The sequence below is a fragment of the Sphingobacterium prati genome, assembly GCF_013167215.1.
Taxonomy (GTDB): domain Bacteria; phylum Bacteroidota; class Bacteroidia; order Sphingobacteriales; family Sphingobacteriaceae; genus Sphingobacterium; species Sphingobacterium prati.
This window is the reverse complement of sequence record NZ_JABJWY010000039.1, coordinates 319,605-341,453: the sequence shown is the minus strand read 5'-3', so window position 1 is coordinate 341,453 and position 21,849 is coordinate 319,605. Positions and strand designations below refer to the sequence as shown.

Annotated in this window: 12 protein-coding genes; 4 read left to right on the top strand and 8 right to left on the bottom strand. The window is 40.9% G+C overall.

What is annotated here, in order from left to right; genetic code table 11:
- The first annotated feature begins 5 nt into the window (after positions 1–5).
- Together HPC41_RS24600 and HPC41_RS24595 are read left to right on the top strand one after the other, a co-directional pair.
- Complete coding sequence (locus HPC41_RS24600; RefSeq protein WP_172396725.1) at positions 6–1,553, top strand: SusD/RagB family nutrient-binding outer membrane lipoprotein; 1,548 nt, start codon at positions 6–8, stop codon at positions 1,551–1,553.
- Between the two features lie 102 nt (positions 1,554–1,655).
- A complete protein-coding gene (locus HPC41_RS24595) occupies positions 1,656–2,081 on the top strand; it encodes a hypothetical protein (protein WP_172396724.1) in 426 nt (141 codons plus the stop codon).
- Here HPC41_RS24595 and HPC41_RS24590 read toward each other — a convergent pair.
- Positions 2,078–2,983 (bottom strand): glycerophosphodiester phosphodiesterase family protein, encoded by a 906-nt coding sequence (locus HPC41_RS24590; protein ID WP_172396723.1) that lies wholly within the window; start codon positions 2,981–2,983, stop codon positions 2,078–2,080. The genes HPC41_RS24595 and HPC41_RS24590 overlap by 4 nt on opposite strands.
- Positions 2,984–3,333: 350 nt before the next feature.
- On the opposite strand from HPC41_RS24590, the gene HPC41_RS24585 reads away from it, so the two are divergent.
- Both HPC41_RS24585 and HPC41_RS24580 read left to right on the top strand, forming a co-directional pair.
- Positions 3,334–5,664, top strand: coding sequence for a TonB-dependent receptor (locus tag HPC41_RS24585; protein ID WP_172396722.1), 2,331 nt, complete (start codon positions 3,334–3,336; stop codon positions 5,662–5,664).
- A complete protein-coding gene (locus HPC41_RS24580) occupies positions 5,665–6,846 on the top strand; it encodes a PepSY-associated TM helix domain-containing protein (protein WP_216660873.1) in 1,182 nt (393 codons plus the stop codon).
- A gap of 204 nt (positions 6,847–7,050) precedes the next feature.
- Here HPC41_RS24580 and HPC41_RS24575 read toward each other — a convergent pair whose 3' ends face one another.
- The 7 genes from HPC41_RS24575 to HPC41_RS24545 form a co-directional block, all read right to left on the bottom strand.
- On the bottom strand, positions 7,051–8,544 hold the full coding sequence (locus HPC41_RS24575) for a RagB/SusD family nutrient uptake outer membrane protein (protein WP_216660872.1): 1,494 nt from the start codon (positions 8,542–8,544) through the stop codon (positions 7,051–7,053).
- Between the two features lie 30 nt (positions 8,545–8,574).
- Positions 8,575–11,682 (bottom strand): SusC/RagA family TonB-linked outer membrane protein, encoded by a 3,108-nt coding sequence (locus HPC41_RS24570; RefSeq protein WP_172396721.1) that lies wholly within the window; start codon positions 11,680–11,682, stop codon positions 8,575–8,577.
- Positions 11,683–11,945: 263 nt separating this feature from the next.
- Complete coding sequence (locus HPC41_RS24565; RefSeq protein WP_172396720.1) at positions 11,946–12,671, bottom strand: LytR/AlgR family response regulator transcription factor; 726 nt, start codon at positions 12,669–12,671, stop codon at positions 11,946–11,948.
- A 76-nt stretch (positions 12,672–12,747) separates the two neighbouring features.
- Entirely contained in the window at positions 12,748–14,067 is a 1,320-nt protein-coding gene (locus tag HPC41_RS24560) for a RagB/SusD family nutrient uptake outer membrane protein (protein WP_172396719.1), read from the bottom strand.
- 20 nt (positions 14,068–14,087) lie between these two features.
- Positions 14,088–17,426 carry a SusC/RagA family TonB-linked outer membrane protein gene (locus HPC41_RS24555; protein ID WP_172396718.1) on the bottom strand — a complete coding sequence of 1,113 codons (3,339 nt, stop codon included), beginning with the start codon at positions 17,424–17,426 and terminating at the stop codon, positions 14,088–14,090.
- Between the two features lie 34 nt (positions 17,427–17,460).
- On the bottom strand, positions 17,461–20,064 hold the full coding sequence (locus HPC41_RS24550; protein ID WP_172396717.1) for a zinc-dependent metalloprotease: 2,604 nt from the start codon (positions 20,062–20,064) through the stop codon (positions 17,461–17,463).
- Positions 20,065–20,375: 311 nt separating this feature from the next.
- Entirely contained in the window at positions 20,376–21,815 is a 1,440-nt protein-coding gene (locus HPC41_RS24545; protein WP_172396716.1) for a sensor histidine kinase, read from the bottom strand.
- Between the last annotated feature and the right edge of the window lie 34 nt (positions 21,816–21,849).

Sequence of the window (21,849 nt, the reverse complement as noted above, 5' to 3'; positions counted from 1 at the left end):
AAAAAATGAAAATATCAACTATATTATATGCTTCAGTAATCGGTGCTTTACTTATTGTTACATCATGCTCTAAGTCTACGTTTAACGATATAAATACAGATCCTAACCGTCCCGCTACCGTCACAACACCGACAATTTTGGTAACGGCCGAAAAGCAATTGATTAATGCCTTACGAAGCGAAGAGGTCAGTTTACGTGGAGCACAATTATTTGCACAATATTTTGCCCAAAATATATACACAGATCAATCGCGTTATCAAATACCAACGAGTTATTCCGATAATTACTGGACGGCAACTTACAAATCGCTCAATAATCTGAATGAAATTATAAAACTCAATTCAAATGAAAAGACTAAGGCCATCGCCGCAGCAGGAACAGCAGGTTCCAATGCGAACCAGATTGCGATTGCAAGAATTCTTAAATCTTATGCTTTTCAATCGTTAACCGATGTTTTCGGTAATATTCCCTATGAGTCTTACGGAAATAAAGACGCTGATTTTGAAGCCCTACAACAGGACCCTGACAACTTAACGCCTAAATATGCAAGTCAGGAGAAAATCTATAAAGATATTCTAAACGAACTGCAACAAGCGGCTGATACCCTAACGAAATATACAACAGCAACCACATTTGGCACCGCTGATATTATCTACAAGGGATCCAATGCCAGCTGGGCAAAATTTGCCAATTCACTACGGTTACGGATAGCCAATCGCATTAAGGCAAAAGATGCTGCATTGGCAGCAACGCATATTGCCGATGCGATAAAGAAAGGCGTATTTACCGCTAACAGCGATAATGCCGTATTTAAATATTCTAAAACTCCACCCAATGAAGCACCACTATTCCGGGCCACAGTGACAGCCAACCGAAAAGATTTTGCCATTTCAAATGTACTTATAGAAGCCCTTCAGGGTACACGTGGCCCCTTTAAAACTGTAGACCCTCGCTTGTCTAAATTCGCAAAACCAACATCCTCAGGAAATGCCTATTTCGGCCAACCGTATGGGCTTCCCTTAGCCGCCGGAAATCTATTCCCTGTGGATAAGATATCTTTACCAAGTGACGCGATCAACGCGGCTGACTATAGCGAAGTTCTCCTGGAATACGCCGAAGTAGCATTCCTCTTGGCAGAAAATAACAATTGGGATCAAACTAATTATGAGAAAGGAACCCGCGCTTCGCTGGAAAAATGGGGGGTATCACAAGAAGATATAAACAGCTATATCAGCAAACTGCCAGCTGCCAATAAAGAACATGTGCTTTCTCAAAAATATCTGGCACTTTTCAATCAGAGTATAGAAGCTTGGTCAGAAATTAGAAGAACGGGCTATCCACTATTTCTCATCAAAAAAGGAGATGTTACCTGGAGTGGGACGATCGATGGCAAACCCGTCACCTATACCTTTAATCCCGAAGTTGGCGATGCCATACCAAGTCGTTTGGTGTATCCATTGAAAGAACAAAGTACAAATAGATCAAATTATCAAGCAGCCCTGGCGCAACAAGGAGATGATGTGATCAACACCAAAGTATGGTGGAATAAATAAAAAAGTATTTTCTACCCATTTGAACACCTGAAGTTTAAGATTTCAGGTGTTTTTTTTTCAATTATTTCCTAACTTCGTAAAAGACCATTAAGAAAGAATGCCATGGATGATCAAATATTAGATAAAATCGACCAACTGAGTGAAGAGGGAAATGCTTATTGTGATGAAGAGAACTTTCGCGAAGCAATTAGGGTATGGACTGAGGCACTCAATTTAATCCCTAGCCCACAAAATGTCCACGCTGAAAGTCTTTGGCTGGAAGCCTCCATTGGTGATGCCTATTTCTTAGAGGACGACTTCGAAAATGCACTTCCACACTTTGAAAATGCCAAAGGCAATATCATCGAAAATGCCTATGAAAATCCCTTTATCATGCTACGATTAGGACAGTGTTACCTGGAAACAGCTTATACCGAATCTGCACAAGAATACCTTCTTCGCGCCTATATGATGGAAGGAAAAGAGATTTTTGAAGAGGAATCACCAAAATATTTTAATTTTCTGGCTGATAACGTCGAATTGGATTAATCAATTGCATCTGCCACCTCCATTGGTAAATCAGACTCAAGAATAGATGCCCCCTGGGCGAATATCGCCCTATATTTTTCCTTTCTTTCTTCTTTCTTTGTTAGCTTGTCATAAGTTGGCGCTGACGAAATCATACACATCACCCCTTTCCCATTAAAAAAACGGTACATTTCTGCATTCGATTCTCTTAAATCAGGACCAATATAGACAATCATTCGATCATAGGGCAATCCCGAAGCCCTAAATTTAGCTAAGGCTGCCTGATCTTTGATATGCATAGACATATACTGATCTGGATTTTGTGTTAAATAGTAGGCTGCCTGCTCAACGTTATGTACGGTTACCCAAACCCAGCTATATGCATTATGCTTTCGCAATATTGCTGCGGTCGCTGATAGCGGTAAATCTTTCTTATCAAGATTTAAAATGGTTTTCCCTTTTGCCCATTCAATCACTTCATCAAGGGTATTTATAGGATATTCGGTGACATTTCCAGCATGGTCTTTCAGACGAAGTTTACGCAATTCAGCCCAAGTATAATCCGATACCCGACCAACCCCATTTGTCACACGCTCTAAGTTTGCATCATGGAGTAATACCGCAACGCTATCTTTCGTATAGCGTGGATCTATTTCAAAAATTGCTGGAGTTTTACGTAACACAGCCTCAAATGCCACAATAGAATTTTCAGGAAGACCATCTTCTATAGTCCCGCGGTGACCGCTGATGATTTTCTTTCCCTCAGCATACTTAAAGTATGCGCGCATGGCTTCCACAGATTCAAACTTTAGCTTCTGGTTGCTTTGAGCTAAAACTTTCGTGCATAATAAACTAGATAAAAATAATAATAGAAATACAGAAATCGTTTTCAACCGTATATCATTGTGATCTGAAGCAGCCATCTACCTATTTATTATGGAAATATGAATTGCTAAAATAGGCATCCTATATCAATAAATCGTAAACAAAATATGTACTCAAAATAAAGAAAATAAAACGAGTAGCTTAACAACATCGAATAGATTTTCTGCTACGGCCCCTATACGATGGCAAAACATTCCTCTATTCCTTAATATTCATGGTGATCAAGAAAGCCCCCTCCAAATTGTATTCCTATTTATAGTTGGTGATTTTTTGAATGAGACAACCGCTATATGAGCATATTAAGCGAAAAAAATAGCAGTTTTTTAGATGAAGAAAAATTAAATATTCTATATTTGCATCAATTTATATTTGATCTAAATAAAGTACCATGAAGAATAGAACACGCTATACGATGTTCGCTATAGGAACCCTGGTCCTTCTCGGGACCCAATTACATGCACAAGAGCTGTCTCTCCTCGTAAAAAATACAGAAAATCAACCCCTGGCTCAGGCCAATATTAAACTTAACGGAAAAAACATTGGTTATTCTAATTCGAATGGGCAATTTAAACTCAATAAAATACCAGGACATACTCCACTTCAATTTCGCATTTCTTATACGGGTTATTCGCCCATTGAAAAAATAGTCAGTTTAGATACAGTTAATGGCACTATCCTATTTCAGTTAAATGCCACACAGACCTTAGATGAAATTATTGTTACTGCCGGCCGTAAAGCAGAAAGTATCTCTACGGTTCCCTCTTCGGTATCCATTTTAACAACAAAAGAGATTGAAGCACAAAGCCAGATCAGCACCAATCTTTCAACAATACTTGGCAATACAATTCCGGGACTGGGTACGGCTACCAACAAAGCAACCAATTCAGGTCAGACTTTACGCGGGCGATCTGTACTGGTTTTAATAGATGGGATCCCACAATCCACACCATTAATGAATGGACAGCGCGATCTACGCACCATCGATCCCAGTGTCATTGAACGTGTGGAAGTTATTAAAGGAGCAACCTCCATCTATGGAAATGGCTCAGCTGGCGGGATTATTAACTACATCACGCGCAATCCAGCAAAAGATTCAGCTCCTATCCAAGGAATTACCAGCCTGAGAACAACCTTCAATCCTATAAACAGTGGCGGAACGTTGGGCTATCGTGCCACCCAAACATTATATGGCCGAAAAAACAGCTGGGATTACACCGTCAGCGGATCGGCGGATTATGTGGGTCTTCAGCGCGATGGTGATGGAACAGCCCTCGGTCAGACAGATGGTCTTTCAAATACCTATCAATACAATGCATTCCTCAAACTTGGCTACACCATCGATAACAGTTCCAATCTATCCGCTGTATATAATTTTTATCGAAGCAACCAGCACAACAGATACATCAGCCAAACGGGTGTGTACGGACAATCCCCGACTATCGGTATAAAAGGAGATGATCCTGGCAAACCTGCCGGCACGCCTTACAACCACAATGCGATGCTGACTTATACGAAAAATAATCTTTTTGCCTCCACTTCTCTCGTTGCATCGGCTTATTACAACACCTTTCGATCCATGAATCGTTATGTTGAAAAAGCATCGGCATGGTATGGTCCTGGTCAAACACAGATCAACTCTGAGAAAAAAGGATTGCGTATCAATCTCAACACGCCTTTTCAAGTATTTGATTCTAACGTGGATGTCACTTATGGAATTGATCTCCTAAATGATGTCACGGATCAAAACCTAACGGATGGTAGAGTCTATATTCCTTACATGAATATGCTCAACGTGGCACCTTATGCACAAGTAAAGATTGATTTCCTAGAAAATCTAATTTTCAAAGGTGGGGTCCGTTATGAAAATGCAACCGTCAAAATAAAAGATTTCAACACCATTGCTACGGGCCCGGACAATGCGGGTAGCATCGCTGTTAAAGGCGGCGAAATACCGTATAAAGGAGCTACGTTCAATGCCGGTCTCCGTTATAATAAATATTCCTTTTTCAATCCTTTCATAAGCTTTTCACAGGGTTTTGCCATCAATGAACTTGGCCGAATTGTCCGCAGGGCAACAGACAACGATCTAGATAGTCTAAAAACAGATCCCATCATTACCAATAACTACGAAATCGGGTTTTCCAGCAACTACAGTATTTTCCAATTATCTGCTTCCTACTATTATAGTACTTCAAAAATGGGCGTGGAACTTGTAGACATTGGTGGTTATCTGATGCCACAACGACTTCCTGAGGATGTCTATGGATATGAAGTAGCCCTAAGTGCAACCGTCAGCCCCCAACTGACTGTGGGTGGAACTTATGCTTATGTGGAGGGAAAATCGAAAAAAGAAGACGGCACGAAATCCTACCTCAATGGCTCACGTATCGCTCCAATCAAAGCAACGGGATATATCTATTATACCCCGATCAAGCCATTGACCTTTCAATTATTCTGGGTACATACCGGAGCTCGTGACAGATTCCTGCCTAACGACAAAGGTATATATAAAAACAGCGAGGGGCCGGTTAAACCAGTGGATCTTTTTAACTTAAATGGGAATTATCAGATCAACAAACAATGGTCATTGGGACTAGGCGTTGAAAATCTTTTCAATAAGAACTACTACCCAGTTGTAAGTCAATACCGTGCGTTAAATGAGGAATATGTAAGAGGTCAGGGAATGATGGCTTCCTTTAATATCAATTATAAATTTTAGATGATCAAGTCGAGCATACTTTGGCTGCATAAATGGCTCGGGATAATCACCGGCATTATTGTATTCATTTTAAGTATAACAGGATGTATATATACCTTTCAGGATGAGCTCAAACTATGGGCTTATCCAGAAAAGTATTTTATAGCCCCTGTTGATAGCTCCTCGCCCCCCCTCCCCCTCAGCACCTTACTAAACAATGCGCAGCATAGTCTTGACGAGGGGCAGAAAATCTCCCGTGTAGACCTCTATCCGGCAAAAGATCGAACCTGGGTATTTCGTGCCATGAAAACGGATGAGACAGCCTTTGGCCATTGGAATTACTTTCGCTATTATAAAAGGGTATTCATCAATCCTTATACAGGTAAGGTGCAACAGGTTGAAAATACAAAGACAGAGTTTTTTCAACTGGCATTACAACTCCATCTCAATTTGTTGCTGGGAAAAAAATATGGTCATGCTTTAGTCAGTTGGTCTACTGCGCTATTTATCGTCATTCTATTGAGCGGGATCGTATTGTGGTGGCCGAAAAAATGGAAGGGAAAAAATCTCCGCAGGAGCTTTTGGGTAGACACAAAAGTTAAATGGAAACGGTTAAATCACGATCTGCACAATGTGATTGGCTTCTATAGCCTGTTTATTGCACTGGCTTTTGCTATTACAGGTTTGGCATTCGCATTTCCGGGATTCAAAAAGATGTATATCGCTACATTTAATCTTTTTCAACAGGGAGCGACCTCTACAGCTCTACCTGTCCCATCACTGATCCCCCTGGCTTATGAAAAATTTCAGGACAATGCACTGCTTTATAGTCTCAAAAATTATCCGCAGGCCGAAATGCTTTCCATTCGGTTGAAAAAAGAAACAGAGCAAGAAGTCGATATTCAAATCAGAAGGTACGAAAAACGAAGCGGTGTATTTAACTGGCTATATTTTGACAGAAAAGAGGCCAGTTTAAAACAAATCAAAACCGGTGACAACTTGCGGTTCGGAGATAAACTTGGATCGCTCAATTATGACATCCACACCGGCAGTATCGGTGGCTTGGGAACAAAGATTATTGCTTTTATCGCCAGTCTTTTTTGTGCTTCCCTTCCAATCACAGGATATATTATCTGGCTGAACAAAAGCAAGAAGGCAAAGAAAAAGAAGGGTTATCAACATAATGTTAGTAAGTACTGTTAATAACAGTATCTTTTCTTTTAAACAGCTTTTCAACACAGTTATTAACATAATGTGGAAAAGTAAGCACAAAGGACTTTACTATTTGTAAAAGAACAAAACGCTTCTATAACGACCCCAAATAGATACTCCGAAATTTATTCATAAAAAACAGGCATATAAAGATATGCCTGTTTTTTATAAATAATCCAACAATGAGTTAACTTCTTACAAATTTGGATTCTGTTCGTATTCTGTATTGGGAATAGCAAATAGATAATATGGACTATTATTCACAAAGTTAGAACCGTCAGAGAATTTGATCACCCGATGGCCTTGTCCATCGATCAATTTTGTTTTCCCTTCTTCGTCAACAACCTGCACCTGTATCGGTTCTCCTTTATCATTTAAAAAAGCCATTCGTGTAACCTTACCTTGAGTACGAATAATATCAGATAATGCAAACCCCTCTCCCCAAAGCTCTTTTCTGCGTTCAATCAAAATCTCCGCAATTAGTTTCGCGTTATCACTTCCTTCAAACAACTTCGCATTCCGTGCTTGTCGCAGTTTATTCAAAGCAGCTACCGCCTTCTCGATCTCTCCTGCTCTCGCATAACCCTCAGCTTCAATTAGTAACATTTCAGCTGAGCGCATATACACAATATCACCAATTTGATTTGTCTTCATTTTAAACTTCTTATAGCGTAAAAATCCTTCTCGGCCTTTCAGTCCATCCCATTCAAATAGCGCATAGCGGACATCATCTTTATCAAATAGATCCTTAAAATATGGATCAGCCATAAAACTATAATAATATGAGGCAGAAGAAGAAACATCAATATAGTGGAAAGTATAACTAGCTGTATTCTGCTCAGTAGTTTGCAAATGCCCCCATAGCCATTCTGAATTTTGAGCGTCGTTAAAACCCGCCTGATAGTCCGCAGCACTCATTAGACTGTGTGCCGCCGCAGCTTTAGTAGCATATTCAGCCGCTAATTTCCATTCACCAATCTGCAAATAAGTCCTAGCAAGAAGGCCATAAACAACATCTATACTGATCTGATATTTTTCCACTTTTGTTGCTGTAGCCAATAAAACTTCGCTATCTTTTAGATCTTTCACGATAAGCTGATATAGCTCCTCCAGACTAGCCCTTGGCTTACCCTTCGTTTGCAGGGTGCTGGGTTCAGTATAAATTGGTACCGCTTTAGCACTCTTGTCTTTCAAGTAGCTAAACTGATAGAACGAAGCAAGATTAAGATAGATAAACGCACGCAATGCTTTTGCCTGACCTTTTAGAAAGTTTTTATCAGCAACATCCCCAGTTACACCATCCACTTTTGCGATCACATTATTGGTATTATCAATGACCTTATAAAATAAGGTCCAGAAATAGGATACCCTAGATGACCGACGATTATCTAACTCTGTAAATGCATAGGCATCACGATAGCCATATTTAGTTGTTACCGCCACATCACTTCCCATGGCATCACTTGTACGCATGATAGCTGTATATCCCGGATTGGCGTAGGTAAAATAGGTATCATTTAAATATTTCCAGGTGCCGTTCACAACTGTTGCAACACCACGTGTATCTTTATAGATCTGTTCTTCTGTTACCGATGTCGTAGGGACAGTATCAAGATTATCCTTACAAGATGTAGTAACAAAGAAAAGCCCTAAAAGAATATAGATAAGTTTTATTTTCGTGATTTTCATAATATTATTTACGTTAAACATTTGACTGATTTAAAACACAAGTTGCACGCCTCCTGAAATTGTACGCATCGCTGGATAGCGGAAATATGTATTACCATTTACTGTTTGCTCGGGATCCATCCCCTTGTGTCCATAAAATGTCAAAAGATTTTCGGCAGTGGCAAAAACTCGTATTTTATCGATATTAATCCGCTTCAATAAAGCTCCAGGGAGACTATAACCGAAGCTTACGTTTTTAAGGCGTGCATAGGTTCCGCTATATAAAAAGCGCGTGGATGCCGAAGTCCAGTTTGTCGCATCGGTCGTTAATTTAGGGACATCTGTTTGTGTATTTTCCGGCGTCCAATGATTCAATATCTCTTTCGACCAGGCACGACCGGCATTATTGCCATTATGCAGCAATTGAATGTAGTCATTATCCAATATTTGTCCTCCAAGGCTAAAGCTCAATAACGCAGACAGATCAAAATTTTTGTAGGTAAAGCTATTCTGAAGACCTCCTACAATATCAGGGAGTGAGCTCCCCGCAACAAAGCTACCAGCATCGCTGTACTTAGAAGTTTTCTCCCCTGTATTATTTCCATCTTTATCAGCAAGATACCACTGTGGCAGACCATTTTCCGGATTCACTCCGGCCCACTCCGGCATATAAAAATCATATACACTGCCTCCGACGCGTAGAATTTTTGTTCCACTTATAATTGATTTTGTATTATCAGGAAGGGATGTTACTTTGTTTTTATAATGGGAGAAATTAATATCCAAATTCCATTTAAAATTATCATTTTTAACGGGAATTGTTCGAATATCCACATCAATACCAGTATTTTTTACCGCCCCTATGTTCGCATCGTAACCAACATAACCTGTAGATGCAGCCATTGGCATTGTAAATAATAAATCCTTACTTCTTCTATCAAAATACTCCACTGTTAGCGAAACACGATCCTGGAAAGCCGAAACATCCACGCCTACATTTAAGTTCAGATTCGTCTCCCATTTTAAATCTGGAGTCGCTAACCTACCAGTATAGGTCCCACCCTTCCCAAGACTATTAGCAATGGTATAGAGTCCCTGATAGGCAAAATAGGTACCCAGATTATCATTCCCCTGACCACCGTAACTCGCCCGAAGGGTTAGCTGATTAATTGTATTATTATCTTTTAAGAAGTCTTCTTGTTTCATTTTCCACGATCCACCAACAGACCAAAATGTTCCCCAGCGTTTATCCGGGCTGAATCTCGATGAACCATCGGTCCGTAATGAACTTGAGAAATAATACTTATTATCGTAATTATACTCTAAGCGTCCTAGAAAACTCAATAATTTATAATCCACACTTGATCCTGTAAAACCATCCAACTGAGAAGCAGCAACTGGCTCATAAAATCCGGGTAATACAAAATAACTGCGGTTACCACTAATATTGCTACTGTTAAAAGCATAGTATTCCTGCCCAGCTAACACATTAAGGTGATGCAAGCCAAATTGCTTTTCATATGTTAATATATTATTCCATGTTTGTCCTACCGTCCGAACACTCGACCGAGCGACTGTACCAAAGGTTTCAGCACTAAATCCCAAGAGAGGGTTCTCATAATCATGTGTATTGGAATTGATATAATCGAGACTGTACGTAGATTTCAGTTTCAAATTCGTTGTCAACAAGGCTTCCAAATACGCCCGTGCCGAAATATTCTCTCTGCGAATATCATTTTTATCCAATGGCAGAGTAGCAGCTAAATTATTACGGGGGGAAGCCGCACTTGGTCTATAGGCACCAAAATCGTACACTCTTTTTCCATTCTCTTCTACATAGGATCCATCATCATTGCGTTCATAATATGGATAAAAAGATGGTACTAAACGGGAAAAGTTAATGATATTGGCGGTATTACTATCTTCTGATTGTGGATATTTTTGAAAAGTACTACTTCCACCTAAATTAACACCCGCATTTAACCAAGACTTGACTTTACTATCGATATTCGCCCGCAAATTATATCGTTTAAATCCCGACTCAATAGCCACCCCTTGGTCATTAAGGTATCCACCCGAAATATAATAGGTGTTTTTTTCACTCCCCCCGCTAAAACTCAAATCACCTTGCGTACGTACACCAGTTCGTTGCAACACATCTTTCCAGGGATCATCCCATAAGGTTTTAGCACCTGAAACCAACTTGCCATCTACACCTACCGGTTGCGGAAATTGGCTACCATAAGGATTTTTCTTCAAATCGACCAGCAGGGTTCTACTTGCATTTGCAGCAGCCTGGGCAGCATTCAAACCATTGCTCAAATTTTTATTACGCAATGCCTCCCAATACAGTTGGAAGTATTCATCTGTTGTTACTTGTTCGTAATCCTTAACAGCACGGCCCGAATACCCTTGTGTGAAATTGAGATTGATCTTTGTATCACCTGATGCTTTTCCAGATTTAGTTGTAATAATTATAACTCCATTTGCTCCCCGTGAACCATAAAGTGCACTAGAAGCAGCATCCTTCAATACCGAGATAGACTGAATATCGTTTGGATTAATAGAATTGATATCCCCTGCGTAAGGATTACCATCCAAAACAATCAGTGGTGAACTTGATGCATTAATAGAGCCAATCCCACGAATACGGATTGTTGCATCCGTTCCGGGCTGACCAGATGAAGCAACAGATTGTAACCCTGGTACCTGACCTTCCAACGCCTTCGAAATACTGGAAACCTGTCTATTCTCAATTGCTTTACTGCTGACCGTGCTCACTGAGCCTGTAATATTAGAGCGTTTGGAAGTACCATACGCCACCACAACTACTTCATCAAGGTCTGTACTCGACGGCTTAAGCGCCAGGGAGATAGAACCACCACTGGCCCTTACCTGCTGCGATTCGTAGCCTATAAAAGAAAACTCCAGGAACGGGTCATCTTTACCTGTGGTACTGATCGTAAACTCCCCCTTAGCGTTCGTCAGTGTCGATTTATTTTGATCAGATACACGCACACTTACGCCAGCTAGCGCCTGGCCGGTGGTCGCATCAGTAACTTTCCCCTGTATGGAACGTTGCTGTGCATACAATTTATTCATACTGGCACTAGACAATGCTACCGCTACAATAGGAATGTATTTGAATGTTGAGTGCATATTAAGGATATTTAATAAATGAGTTAATTACAATAAATATATAGAAAATAAATAAATTAAATGTAATTATTTTACCAAAAAACATGGCGAAACATAGTGTGTTTAAAAATCTACTAAATTGATAGATTTTATCAGATCGCAAATATAATATAATCTATACTAATTTACTATACATTTTTTACAAAAAAATAAATGATTAAAAATCAAACGATTACAGAAACAACTCAGGACAACAAACTGATAGTAAGCAAGCTAACAGATTGCTATTGATCCAGCCAGCGCTGAAAATTTGGAGAACGCTCTTCGCTAACAATAACTTCAATTCCCTTTGGAGTTTGGGGAATTAGTTCTAATTTAATTCTATTCCGACTTATTTTTAACATAGACTGAATGGAATCAATACGAATAAGAAATTTTCTATTAATTTGAAAAAAAACGAACGGATCTACCTGAGTCACCAAGTGAACTAGACTATCTTCAATAATATAGGCTACACCTGACTCTTTTTCCACCGCATACAGTTCTTTATCTTCTGCCATAAAGTAGGCAATATCGGCAATCGCCAGGGACTTTAAAAAGTTGCCATACTTCACCAAAAAGCGCTGCTTTAGACGCAACTCAGCTTTGGGTAATAGTGGCTCAATACGTTTCATGATCTGCGCGAGCTCCTCTGCATCGAAAGGTTTTAACAGATAGGCATAACCTTGATTTTGAAAGGCTTCCAATGCATATTGTTCATAGGCTGTTGTAAAAATAAGCGGCACATCAATCGACACCTGCTTAAATATCTCAAAACTCAGTCCATCCATCAGATGGATATCCATAAAAATCAGGTCAAAATGATGCTTATTGATGGTCTTCACCGCTTCCTGGATCTCCTTTGTATTGGTAAATATCAATGTGCTGTCCCCATAAAGGTCTGTCAACATCTCCTTTAAGCCTACAAAAGCCCAGTCTTCGTCTTCGACAATCAATATATTCCATCCCATGGGTTGAATGTAATAAAAAATCCATTTCCTAAGAAAGAAAATGGATTAATATATAAAGGATTAAAAAAAATTGACCTTATTTCAATAGATCTGGATTATTATCGATCGCTTCCTGTGGATAACGGATCACATAGCGCGGATCATTTTGCTGCAAAGTCACCGTTCTACCAAAACTAGTATGTGTTAGGGTAGGTCTCGTTGTACGTTTTAAATCGTACCAACGCAAACCTTCTAGCGCCAATTCACGTTTACGTTCAAGTAATACCGCATCCAGCAATTGTTCTTTGGACAAATTTGCGTCAGCTTTGGCTTCCTGTGTATAGGCATCAGCCGAAAATCTGCTTTTCTTCAGTACGGACAGATATTTTAGCGCTTCCGCTGTATTTCCCAAACGCGCATTGCATTCGGCGATCGTCAAATAAAGTTCAGCGTTTCTAAAACTGACATTAAAGCGATTTTCTCCGCCTTTAAGAGATATATAGTCACCACCTCTTTTTTGGAAATAACGTCCCTTTCTCAAATCACCATCTGAGTAAGACGACAATAAAGAGGACGAAATAAATGAACTCGAACGAACTTCTGGAATAGATACTTTCTCCAAAGCCATAATCATCTCTTCCGACTCAAAATCGTTCGGTAGCTTACTTCCAGCAGCGTTTAGATCGACCAACTTATTATTTATCGCTAAGGCTTTTTGCGCAGCTGCCGCTGCCGCTTGCCATTCTCCACGATACAAATGGAGACGTGATGCCATCGCGTAAGCCCCACGCTTGCTAAAGCGGTAATTTACGCCTTTAGCCTGATCGTCTACCGTAAGCAATGCCGTCCCCTTTTCCATATCTGCTAACACCTGCACATAAGAGTCATCCAGGCTTGCAGGAACAAACCGCTGTTCCAGATCAATTTTGGTCGACAACGGAACACCACGCAAACCTAGATTGTTTGGCGAATAAATTTCACTGTAACAATTAAGCAATTCAAAATGGGCATAAGCACGCATCAGATAAGCCTCCCCTTTAATCTGATCCACCGTTGCATTACTTACCAATTTTTCATCAATGGTACTGATGATCTGATTGGTATAAAAAATACTCTTGTAAAAAGCCAGATAAGGATACGCGGTCGTTGCCGGATCAGGATTCTGGTCATTCCAAAGATAGATGTCTTTGGTCCGGGCAGCGTCGGTTGAACTTTCATCCAAAAGCAGCTCGTCGGTACGTAAAGACAGATACGATTTATGTGCTGGAAAGCCAACATAACTGCTCGTCATCAAACCTCTAAAATCACTTTCCGAAGCGGGGATGACCGTCCCCACCGGTTGTATATCTAAATATTTATTGCAGGAAGTCAATACACTTGCTGTCATGATCATTCCAAAATAAATTATCTTCTTCATGTTATATTCAATTAAAACAATTAAAAACTTGCTGAAAGACCAAAAGCAAAAGATTTGCTGATCGGCTGTGCATAATAGCTACCGTAAGTTTCTGGATCAAAATATCCTTCGTAATTCGCTCCAAAAACCAATAAGTTGCGTCCTTCTACGTTCACACGCAAATTGCTTGCTCCGATTTTTTTACTCACGGCAGCCGGGAGTGTATATCCCAAACGGATACTATTGATACGGACATAACTCATTTTCTTCGCCCAGATATCGTACTGATTAAAGGAATTGATCGGATCATTGCTTTCCATCCAACCATAAGCCATCCAACGGTCATTGAGTTCCGAACTGATACTTCCTAATGCTGGCAAGGCTGTCTTACCCTGTAGAGCCATCAGGAGATCCTTCGTATAATTTTGTCCGCGATCCACCTTAGCTGGGTTATAGGTCGGTGTACGGCTTGCCCAACGCTCGAGGTTGAAGACCGCTGAAATCGCCAGGTCAAAATTAGCATAGCGGAAGCGGTTGGTCATACCACCAGTAAACTTAGGGTCTTTACTGCCCTTGTATTTAAATTTAGCACGGTAATCTGCGGCGGTCATATCAGTCTGAGACATATATCCCGGTAAGAATTCCGCCCATGGATCGTATAGTCCATAGAATTCTTCGAAACTCGAAACAGAGCCATCCTGATTTCTGAACTGCATCACACCGTCCTTATCCAATCCAGCCGTTTCCAGTACATATAGTCCATTGATCGGACGGCCTTCCTGTGTATCCGGCGCATAAGCCTTTGGATTATTCATGACCTTCAATAATTTATTATTATTGTGGGCAATATTAAAATCCGTAGACCAGGAGAATTTATCCGTCTGGATCTGACGACTCGAGATCGTCAGTTCTACTCCCTGATTTCGTGCTGACGCCCAATTGACCTGCACATCCTGAAAACCATTCTCCATAGGTATGGCGCTATTTGCAATCAGGTCCGTACTTGTTCTATTGTAATAATCAACCGTAATATTCAGTCGATTTTTCCATAGACCTAAGTCAATCCCTGCATTGTAAGATTTTGTGCGTTCCCAGCGCAACTTGTCGTTGGCAGGCATATCTACCACGACAGATCCTTCTGGATAACCGGGAAGTATAGTCGAATTTTCATACTTTCCAACAATAAACGGATAGGTATTGCGATCCACATTCCCCTGAATACCATACGAAGCACGGACACGAAGATCAGATAAAGCTGTTTTTCCCTTGATAAACTCCTCTTCCAGTACATTCCAAGATCCGGACAATGACCAGATCGGCAAGAAACGATACTTCGGATCTACGCCAAACATATTTGACCCATCATAACGTATGCTACCATAGACATTGTACTTGCGGTCAAATGTATAGGTCGCATTCCCGTAGAAGGAGGCATAGGAGTTTTCGATTAATCCTTTTTTATATTGTACAAATCTCGAGTCATCCTGATAGTTGCTGTTCGGAAAAACAATATTCTGTGTCGTCAACGTTCCTGGATTATAGCCAAAACCTTTCGTCGCGATCATTTTATTTGTACTACGACGCAGTTCTGTTCCGCCCATGAGTTCCAACTCGTGCCTATCGTTCCAGGTTTTGTTGTATTTTAAGTAAGTTTTCCAGTTGTATTGGAAGATACTGTTGCTTGTATTTTCGATCTTACCCCCTGTTGGCAAAAAGTATTTGAACGTTTTACTCGCGGAATCGTAATACCGTGTTGCAGCACGCAATTTACGGGTATTATAGCTTTCCTGATCGGCAAACCGCTCCATACTATTTTCGTCAAACTGTAAACCAAATTCGGTACGTAAAGACAATTGCGGTATAATGGTATATTCCAGGTAACCTATGGCTTTCAACGCTTTATTTGTCAATGCATATTTGGTATTTTCCCGTTCCTCTATGGAATTGAATAGAATGTACGTGTCTTTTTCATAGCCTTCGATATCCGGATCGTAGTTATACTTACCTGATTGATCGTGTACAGTCAGATACGGATTAACTAAACGCATGTAATTACTCGGATTGGTAAATGCATCGTCATCCTGGATCGGGTTTTGTCTGTTTGAGACCGACCCTAATAAATTGATTCCCGCTTTAAACCGATCGTTGATATTGAAATCATTGTTAAATGTCAATGAATAACGACGTAGATCTGCTCCTTTAGTTGCTCCTTTTTCATCATAAAATCCGCTGGACAAATAATAACGATGTGCGTCGTTACCACCGGAGATCGATGCCGAGTACTGTTGATTGAGTGCCTGCCGATAAAGCTCTTTTCCCCAGTCTGTTTGCTGCAGGCGCAATTGATTGATGGACTGCTGCACATCTGGAGATAAAGCGGCTAATCCACCCGAACGATAAGCGTCCAGTGCATCTGCGTTATCCAGGATGCGCATAACCGCCCCCTTACCTGTACGGTAATTCAAGTCCGTACGGCCGGCCATCAATAGCTCAAAATCCACCTTTTCGTTGGCGTTCATCAGGTTGAGCTTAGCAAAATCAGGGCGTTCCGTGACAAAGGTGTTTGCTGAGACCTGCAATTTCGCAGGACCTGACTTACCACGTTTTGTGGTGATCACAATAACGCCGTTAGCAGCACGTGCACCATAGATCGACGTTGCTGCCGCATCTTTTAATACGGTAATATCGGCAATATCATCGGGATTGATTCCTGCGATCGGAAGATTATTCAAACTATTCAGGTTATCCTTATCAATTCGATTCGGCAACTCTGTACCTTCTATGGGTAATCCGTCAATTACCCACAACGGATCTTGCGTCCCATTGAGTGATACCGTACCGCGGATACGGATCTGCGGTGCGCTATTAGGACCACCATTAAAATTACTCAACTGTAAACCTGCTACCTGCCCCGCCAGCATTTCATCAATAGATGCAACGCCTGTCTGCTTGACATCAGCTACATTAATTTTATTATATGCTGTTGTATTTTTACGTTTTTTGATGTCGGTATACCCTGTTACGATGACTTCATCCAGGGATTCACCACTCGGTTGTAGCAAAATCGTCCTGTTGTCCTGAAATACTGGAACCTGAATACGCTGATACCCCACATAACTAATGGTGACGTATTTTAAGTTTCCCGGAACTTTTAGGCGAAATTCGCCCGAAGCATCAGTCAGTGATCCCAATGCAGATTGTTGCACCTGATTGGGTACGCCGATATCTTCTGCTACTGCCGAACTTTCGACAACAACCGTCGCCCCCACGACTGGCTTTAATGTGACCGCATCCAGTACCTTTCCTTTCAGCTCCTTGGATTCCTGGGCATGTGCCATTTGCACACACATAAAGGTCAGCGGTATTAAAAACTTGTTCATTTTGGTAGATGTTGATATAATAGATGTTAATATATTAGTTCAATGCTAAGGTATTCGCTATGCGCAACAGAAGATCCATATAATGTGCTTTTGTTGTGGCATCTCCTGTCTGTTGCTTCTGTTTCAACAATTGGTAGATCTCATACAGTTCGGCACGTTTATACGTCAGCATATCCGATGTACGGATCATTCCTGTGACATGTACATTACGTAAACCCGTTTGGGCAGAAGCTGCATGATGCGGATGCAAGCACAGATTAGGCTGAGTTCCCTCAATCAATTGTTCGACACCAGCTAATTTCTTCGCATTTAATTTCTCCATGGACTTGTTCGTAGAGACCATCAGGACATCCACGTAATTCTGTTGCAACATGCGTGTTTTAAGATCCAATGTCTGTCCACTGACCGTTTTTGCAAAGATCTCTTTGCGTACGGATGCTAAAAATGCCGGTGCGCTCCATGCCTTCTTGTCGCCAAAGAGGTTTTCCATTTCGACCATGCGCAATAGACGCTCATCGTTGACCAATTTGTAGAGCATGGCATACTGAAATTCGCGCTGCAGATTATAAGGTGCATATTCAAACGGTCCCATAGGTGAATCTCTTAATGGGAAAGTTTTCGCCATCAGTTCCGGAACAAATAACCACTCCGGCATATAGAACACATTTTTCTTTAAATATTCCAGTGCAGCTACCTGCTTCGCTTTAGGTACTGGGCTATATGCATTTTTTTGGTCGCCCAAAACAGCATTTTCAAGATAAATACCACCAATATTATTGAGCACATGGTCAGCGTAAGCATACCATTGACCAACGACACCCATATATAATTTACCGGCACGATAATAGTCATCCCCCGTATTCGTGGTCCAATTGATGATATTTGGCATCATGCGACGCAAATTTTTCATCCCATATTCACCAGCTTTCATTGCATCGTCACCAAGATCTTCGGACTGCGCCCTTGGGTCGACAATATTTTTGGAATCCTGTTGTTCACCGTAATGATATATCGGGTCATGCACATGGGCATCAATTTCTTTCCGTAACAACGGTATTTCATCCCAAGGCTGCGGCTTGCCGTACCAGCGGTAAGCCCATCCAATAGCATACTTGTCATAGGTTCCGATCACTGGTGTAATCTGTTCAACAGCATCTTCAGGTTGCGCCACATAGTTGAAGCGCGCATAATCCATAATCGATGGTGCCGTACCGCCCATTTTTGCGGTAAAGCTTTTGCTACGGAGTGAATCTACCGGAAAACTTGCCGACGACCCCATATTGTGCATCAGCCCTAAGGTATGTCCAATCTCATGTGAAGAAACAAAACGAATGGCATGGGCCATTTTTTCATCCGAGAATACATTCGACCGCACTGAAGTATCGACGATACCTGTTTGTATACGCATCCAACTATTTAGGATCGTCATCACGTTATGCCACCAGATCACATCCGCCTCCAAAATTTCGCCTGAACGTGGATCCACAACAGATGGGCCCATCGCATTGGCCTGCGCTGATGCAGCGTATACAATAGAAGATACATTTGCATCATCGGGATCAAATTTGATACTATCCGGTTGTTGTTTTGCCAAAATCGCATTCTTAAAACCGGCCGCTTCAAAGGCTTCCTGCCAATCGTGAACCCCATCGATAATGGCTTGTCGCCATTGTTTTGGCGTCGCCGGATCCAGATAGAAAACAATAGGCTTTTTCGGCTCTACCAGTTCACCTTTCAGGTAACGAGCTTTGTCCTCATCTTTCGGTTCCAATCGCCAACGGTTAACCAGATTTTTTTTATCCAGCTCCTGTTGTTTATCGTTAAAATACCAACGTGGCGATGTAAAAAAACCAATACGGGGATCTGCAAAACGTGCAACCATCGGCGTTTCAGGTAGTTCATAAAGGTTACTTGTAACCTCTAATGAAACCGGCACCGATTCATTTCCTTCCGTTACTTTCGTCGACAGCACCGATTTCACAACAATATTATTGGAATACGATTTAATTTCTTCGATCGTGGATATACTGGTTTTAGGCGAAGTGCCTAAACCCAAAGAGGTAAAAACATCTGTGAAACTTTTTTCTGATCCGTCAAACACTTTATTGACTTTGATCACTACAGCACTTGAGTCTTTTGAATAACTCTCGACTTTAAACGATTCAATGTAAGAGGGACGATAGTTATCATTGACCGACGCAGCAATCGCATCAGCTTTAGGAACCTCCACCTGAGGTTTAATCTCCGAAACCCATACTTCTTTTTTCTCTTTGCGCAGGGTAAATCGAATGACCTTATTTTCATAATTCATTCCCTTATTTACACCAGCCTCATTCAGCGCCAAAGGAACGGAAGACAATTTTTGGATCAGGAGAATGTCCTGCCCCATTTTTTTCAATGGAATTTCAAAGTAATAATTATTTTCCTTTCGGATCACAGCAAACATGCCGCTATCTACGCGCGCATCTTTAAACAGTTTGTCATAGGCAATCGTCGTATCTTTCTTGGCGGTAGAATCTTTCGCAGAGGTAACAGTCTCTTTTTTTCGTAAACCTGCAGTTTGCAATACAGAACAGGATTGCATAAGGCCTGCCGAAAATAAGAAGCTTAGGGCTAGCTTGGTATAAGTGTTGTTCATTTAGAATAATTATTTCTGAGTGCTGTTTTTCAATAGCATATATGCATTTGTTTGCACCCGCTTTGTTTTTCAATGGCATGGAAGCGATCAGCTGCGCAGGATAGGTCTCTTATCAAGCGCTATTGAGCTGAAAATCATTTCATCCGAATAAGATTAGGTTAATCTTGCAATTAAATTCCTAGATCAGGAGCCAAATTTGTTAAAAATATTGTACAGAATCACCTCGAAAGGGACGAGCCCGTATTTCTAATGTATGAACACGCGCATCGAAACTATGAACACGTGTTGAACAGGCTTATCCCGACGCTATTTTAACGATCTAGCAAGGGTAGGTTGATAAAAAAACAGTCTTCTTCTGTTCCGAAGTCAAAGCCATCCAGTGCATAATGGGCATACATAGATACCAGGTAATTAAGTCCATACCCCTCACCTTCCATTTCAGCACCTTGCCGCGGCTGCCAATTGTTGCTTACTTTGATGATATTGACCTCCGATAGATAAACAATATGAATCTGAAGTGGATTTTCTATCGAAATCCGTGTATGTTTGATCGCATTTTCCACCAGCATCTGCAAGGCCAGCCGTGGTAGCTTCGCTCCCATCATATCCATTGGAATGGAAATCTCCATATCCTTCAACGCTGTACCGAAACGCACCTGCTGCAAAAAGAAATAAGCTTTTGCCAGTTCCAGTTCCTCTTGTAGCGAAGACCAGTCCGACTCGTCCGTACGCAGCATTTTACGATAGACCTTTGTCATCTTGCCAACGAAGGATTTGGCCAGATCATTATCCTTACCGATCAGATATTGGAGTGAACCAAAGGTATTGAACAAAAAATGTGGATTGATCTGTTGCCGCAACTGAACTAGACGCATCTGCGTATATTCATTTTCCTGCTGTAAAGCCATTAATTTGAGTTGCTGAATTTTGCGCCGCTCAAGCACATTAAAATAGATAAGTGCTATTGCTACAAGCATCAAACCAACACCAAGTAAAATACTATAGGTCATCACCTCCTGGACTTCCTCCTCAATAGTCAACAATAAGACGCTTACCCGAATTTCACCACCCACAAAAATAATGGAACAGGGATAGGAAGTAACCATCACATCCAGCTTTAGGTAATCCGACTTGACGATCTTTCCCTGTGTAATTAGATCACTATCCTTCGAACGCCCCCATTTTCGGCTTTCAGGTGAAACCATGCAGATCCCTTTATCGCTATATATTTCAAAATAAGCTCTTCTTCCAAAATAGAGATTGGCGAAATAAGCATTTAATTTTTCAATATCGATATAAACATGGTATAAGCGATGTTGTATCGTACGCGTTTTTAGCAGCACCCATAGCTTATTGTCGACACGGTCCAATTGACTGGCCGGAATGAGGATCAGTAAGGAATCACGACGGATATCCCCCGATGGTACTGCATCAACCAATCTCTTCTCAGACGTGTATAGCTCCTGTTGTAACAATTCCAGTTGCTTATTCACCAGCAACATATTTTCATCGGCAAAATCTACCAATATTCTTTTATTCAGTCGATCTATTTTATGGTGGATAATGCCGAGCAGCCCCCCACCTATCAACAGCAACAAAAGCAAACAGAAAATGAGGATGGTACTGTTTTTCTGTTCAGCACTTTTAAATCGAAAATTCACCCTGCAAAAATACAGGAAAATTTCCGAGCAATACAAAACTACCTGATAAGAAAGGACTTTGCCCGCCCATTTGTCAATGAAGCTTGACATATTTCACCAGTAACCTCAAAATAAATCCGTCAAT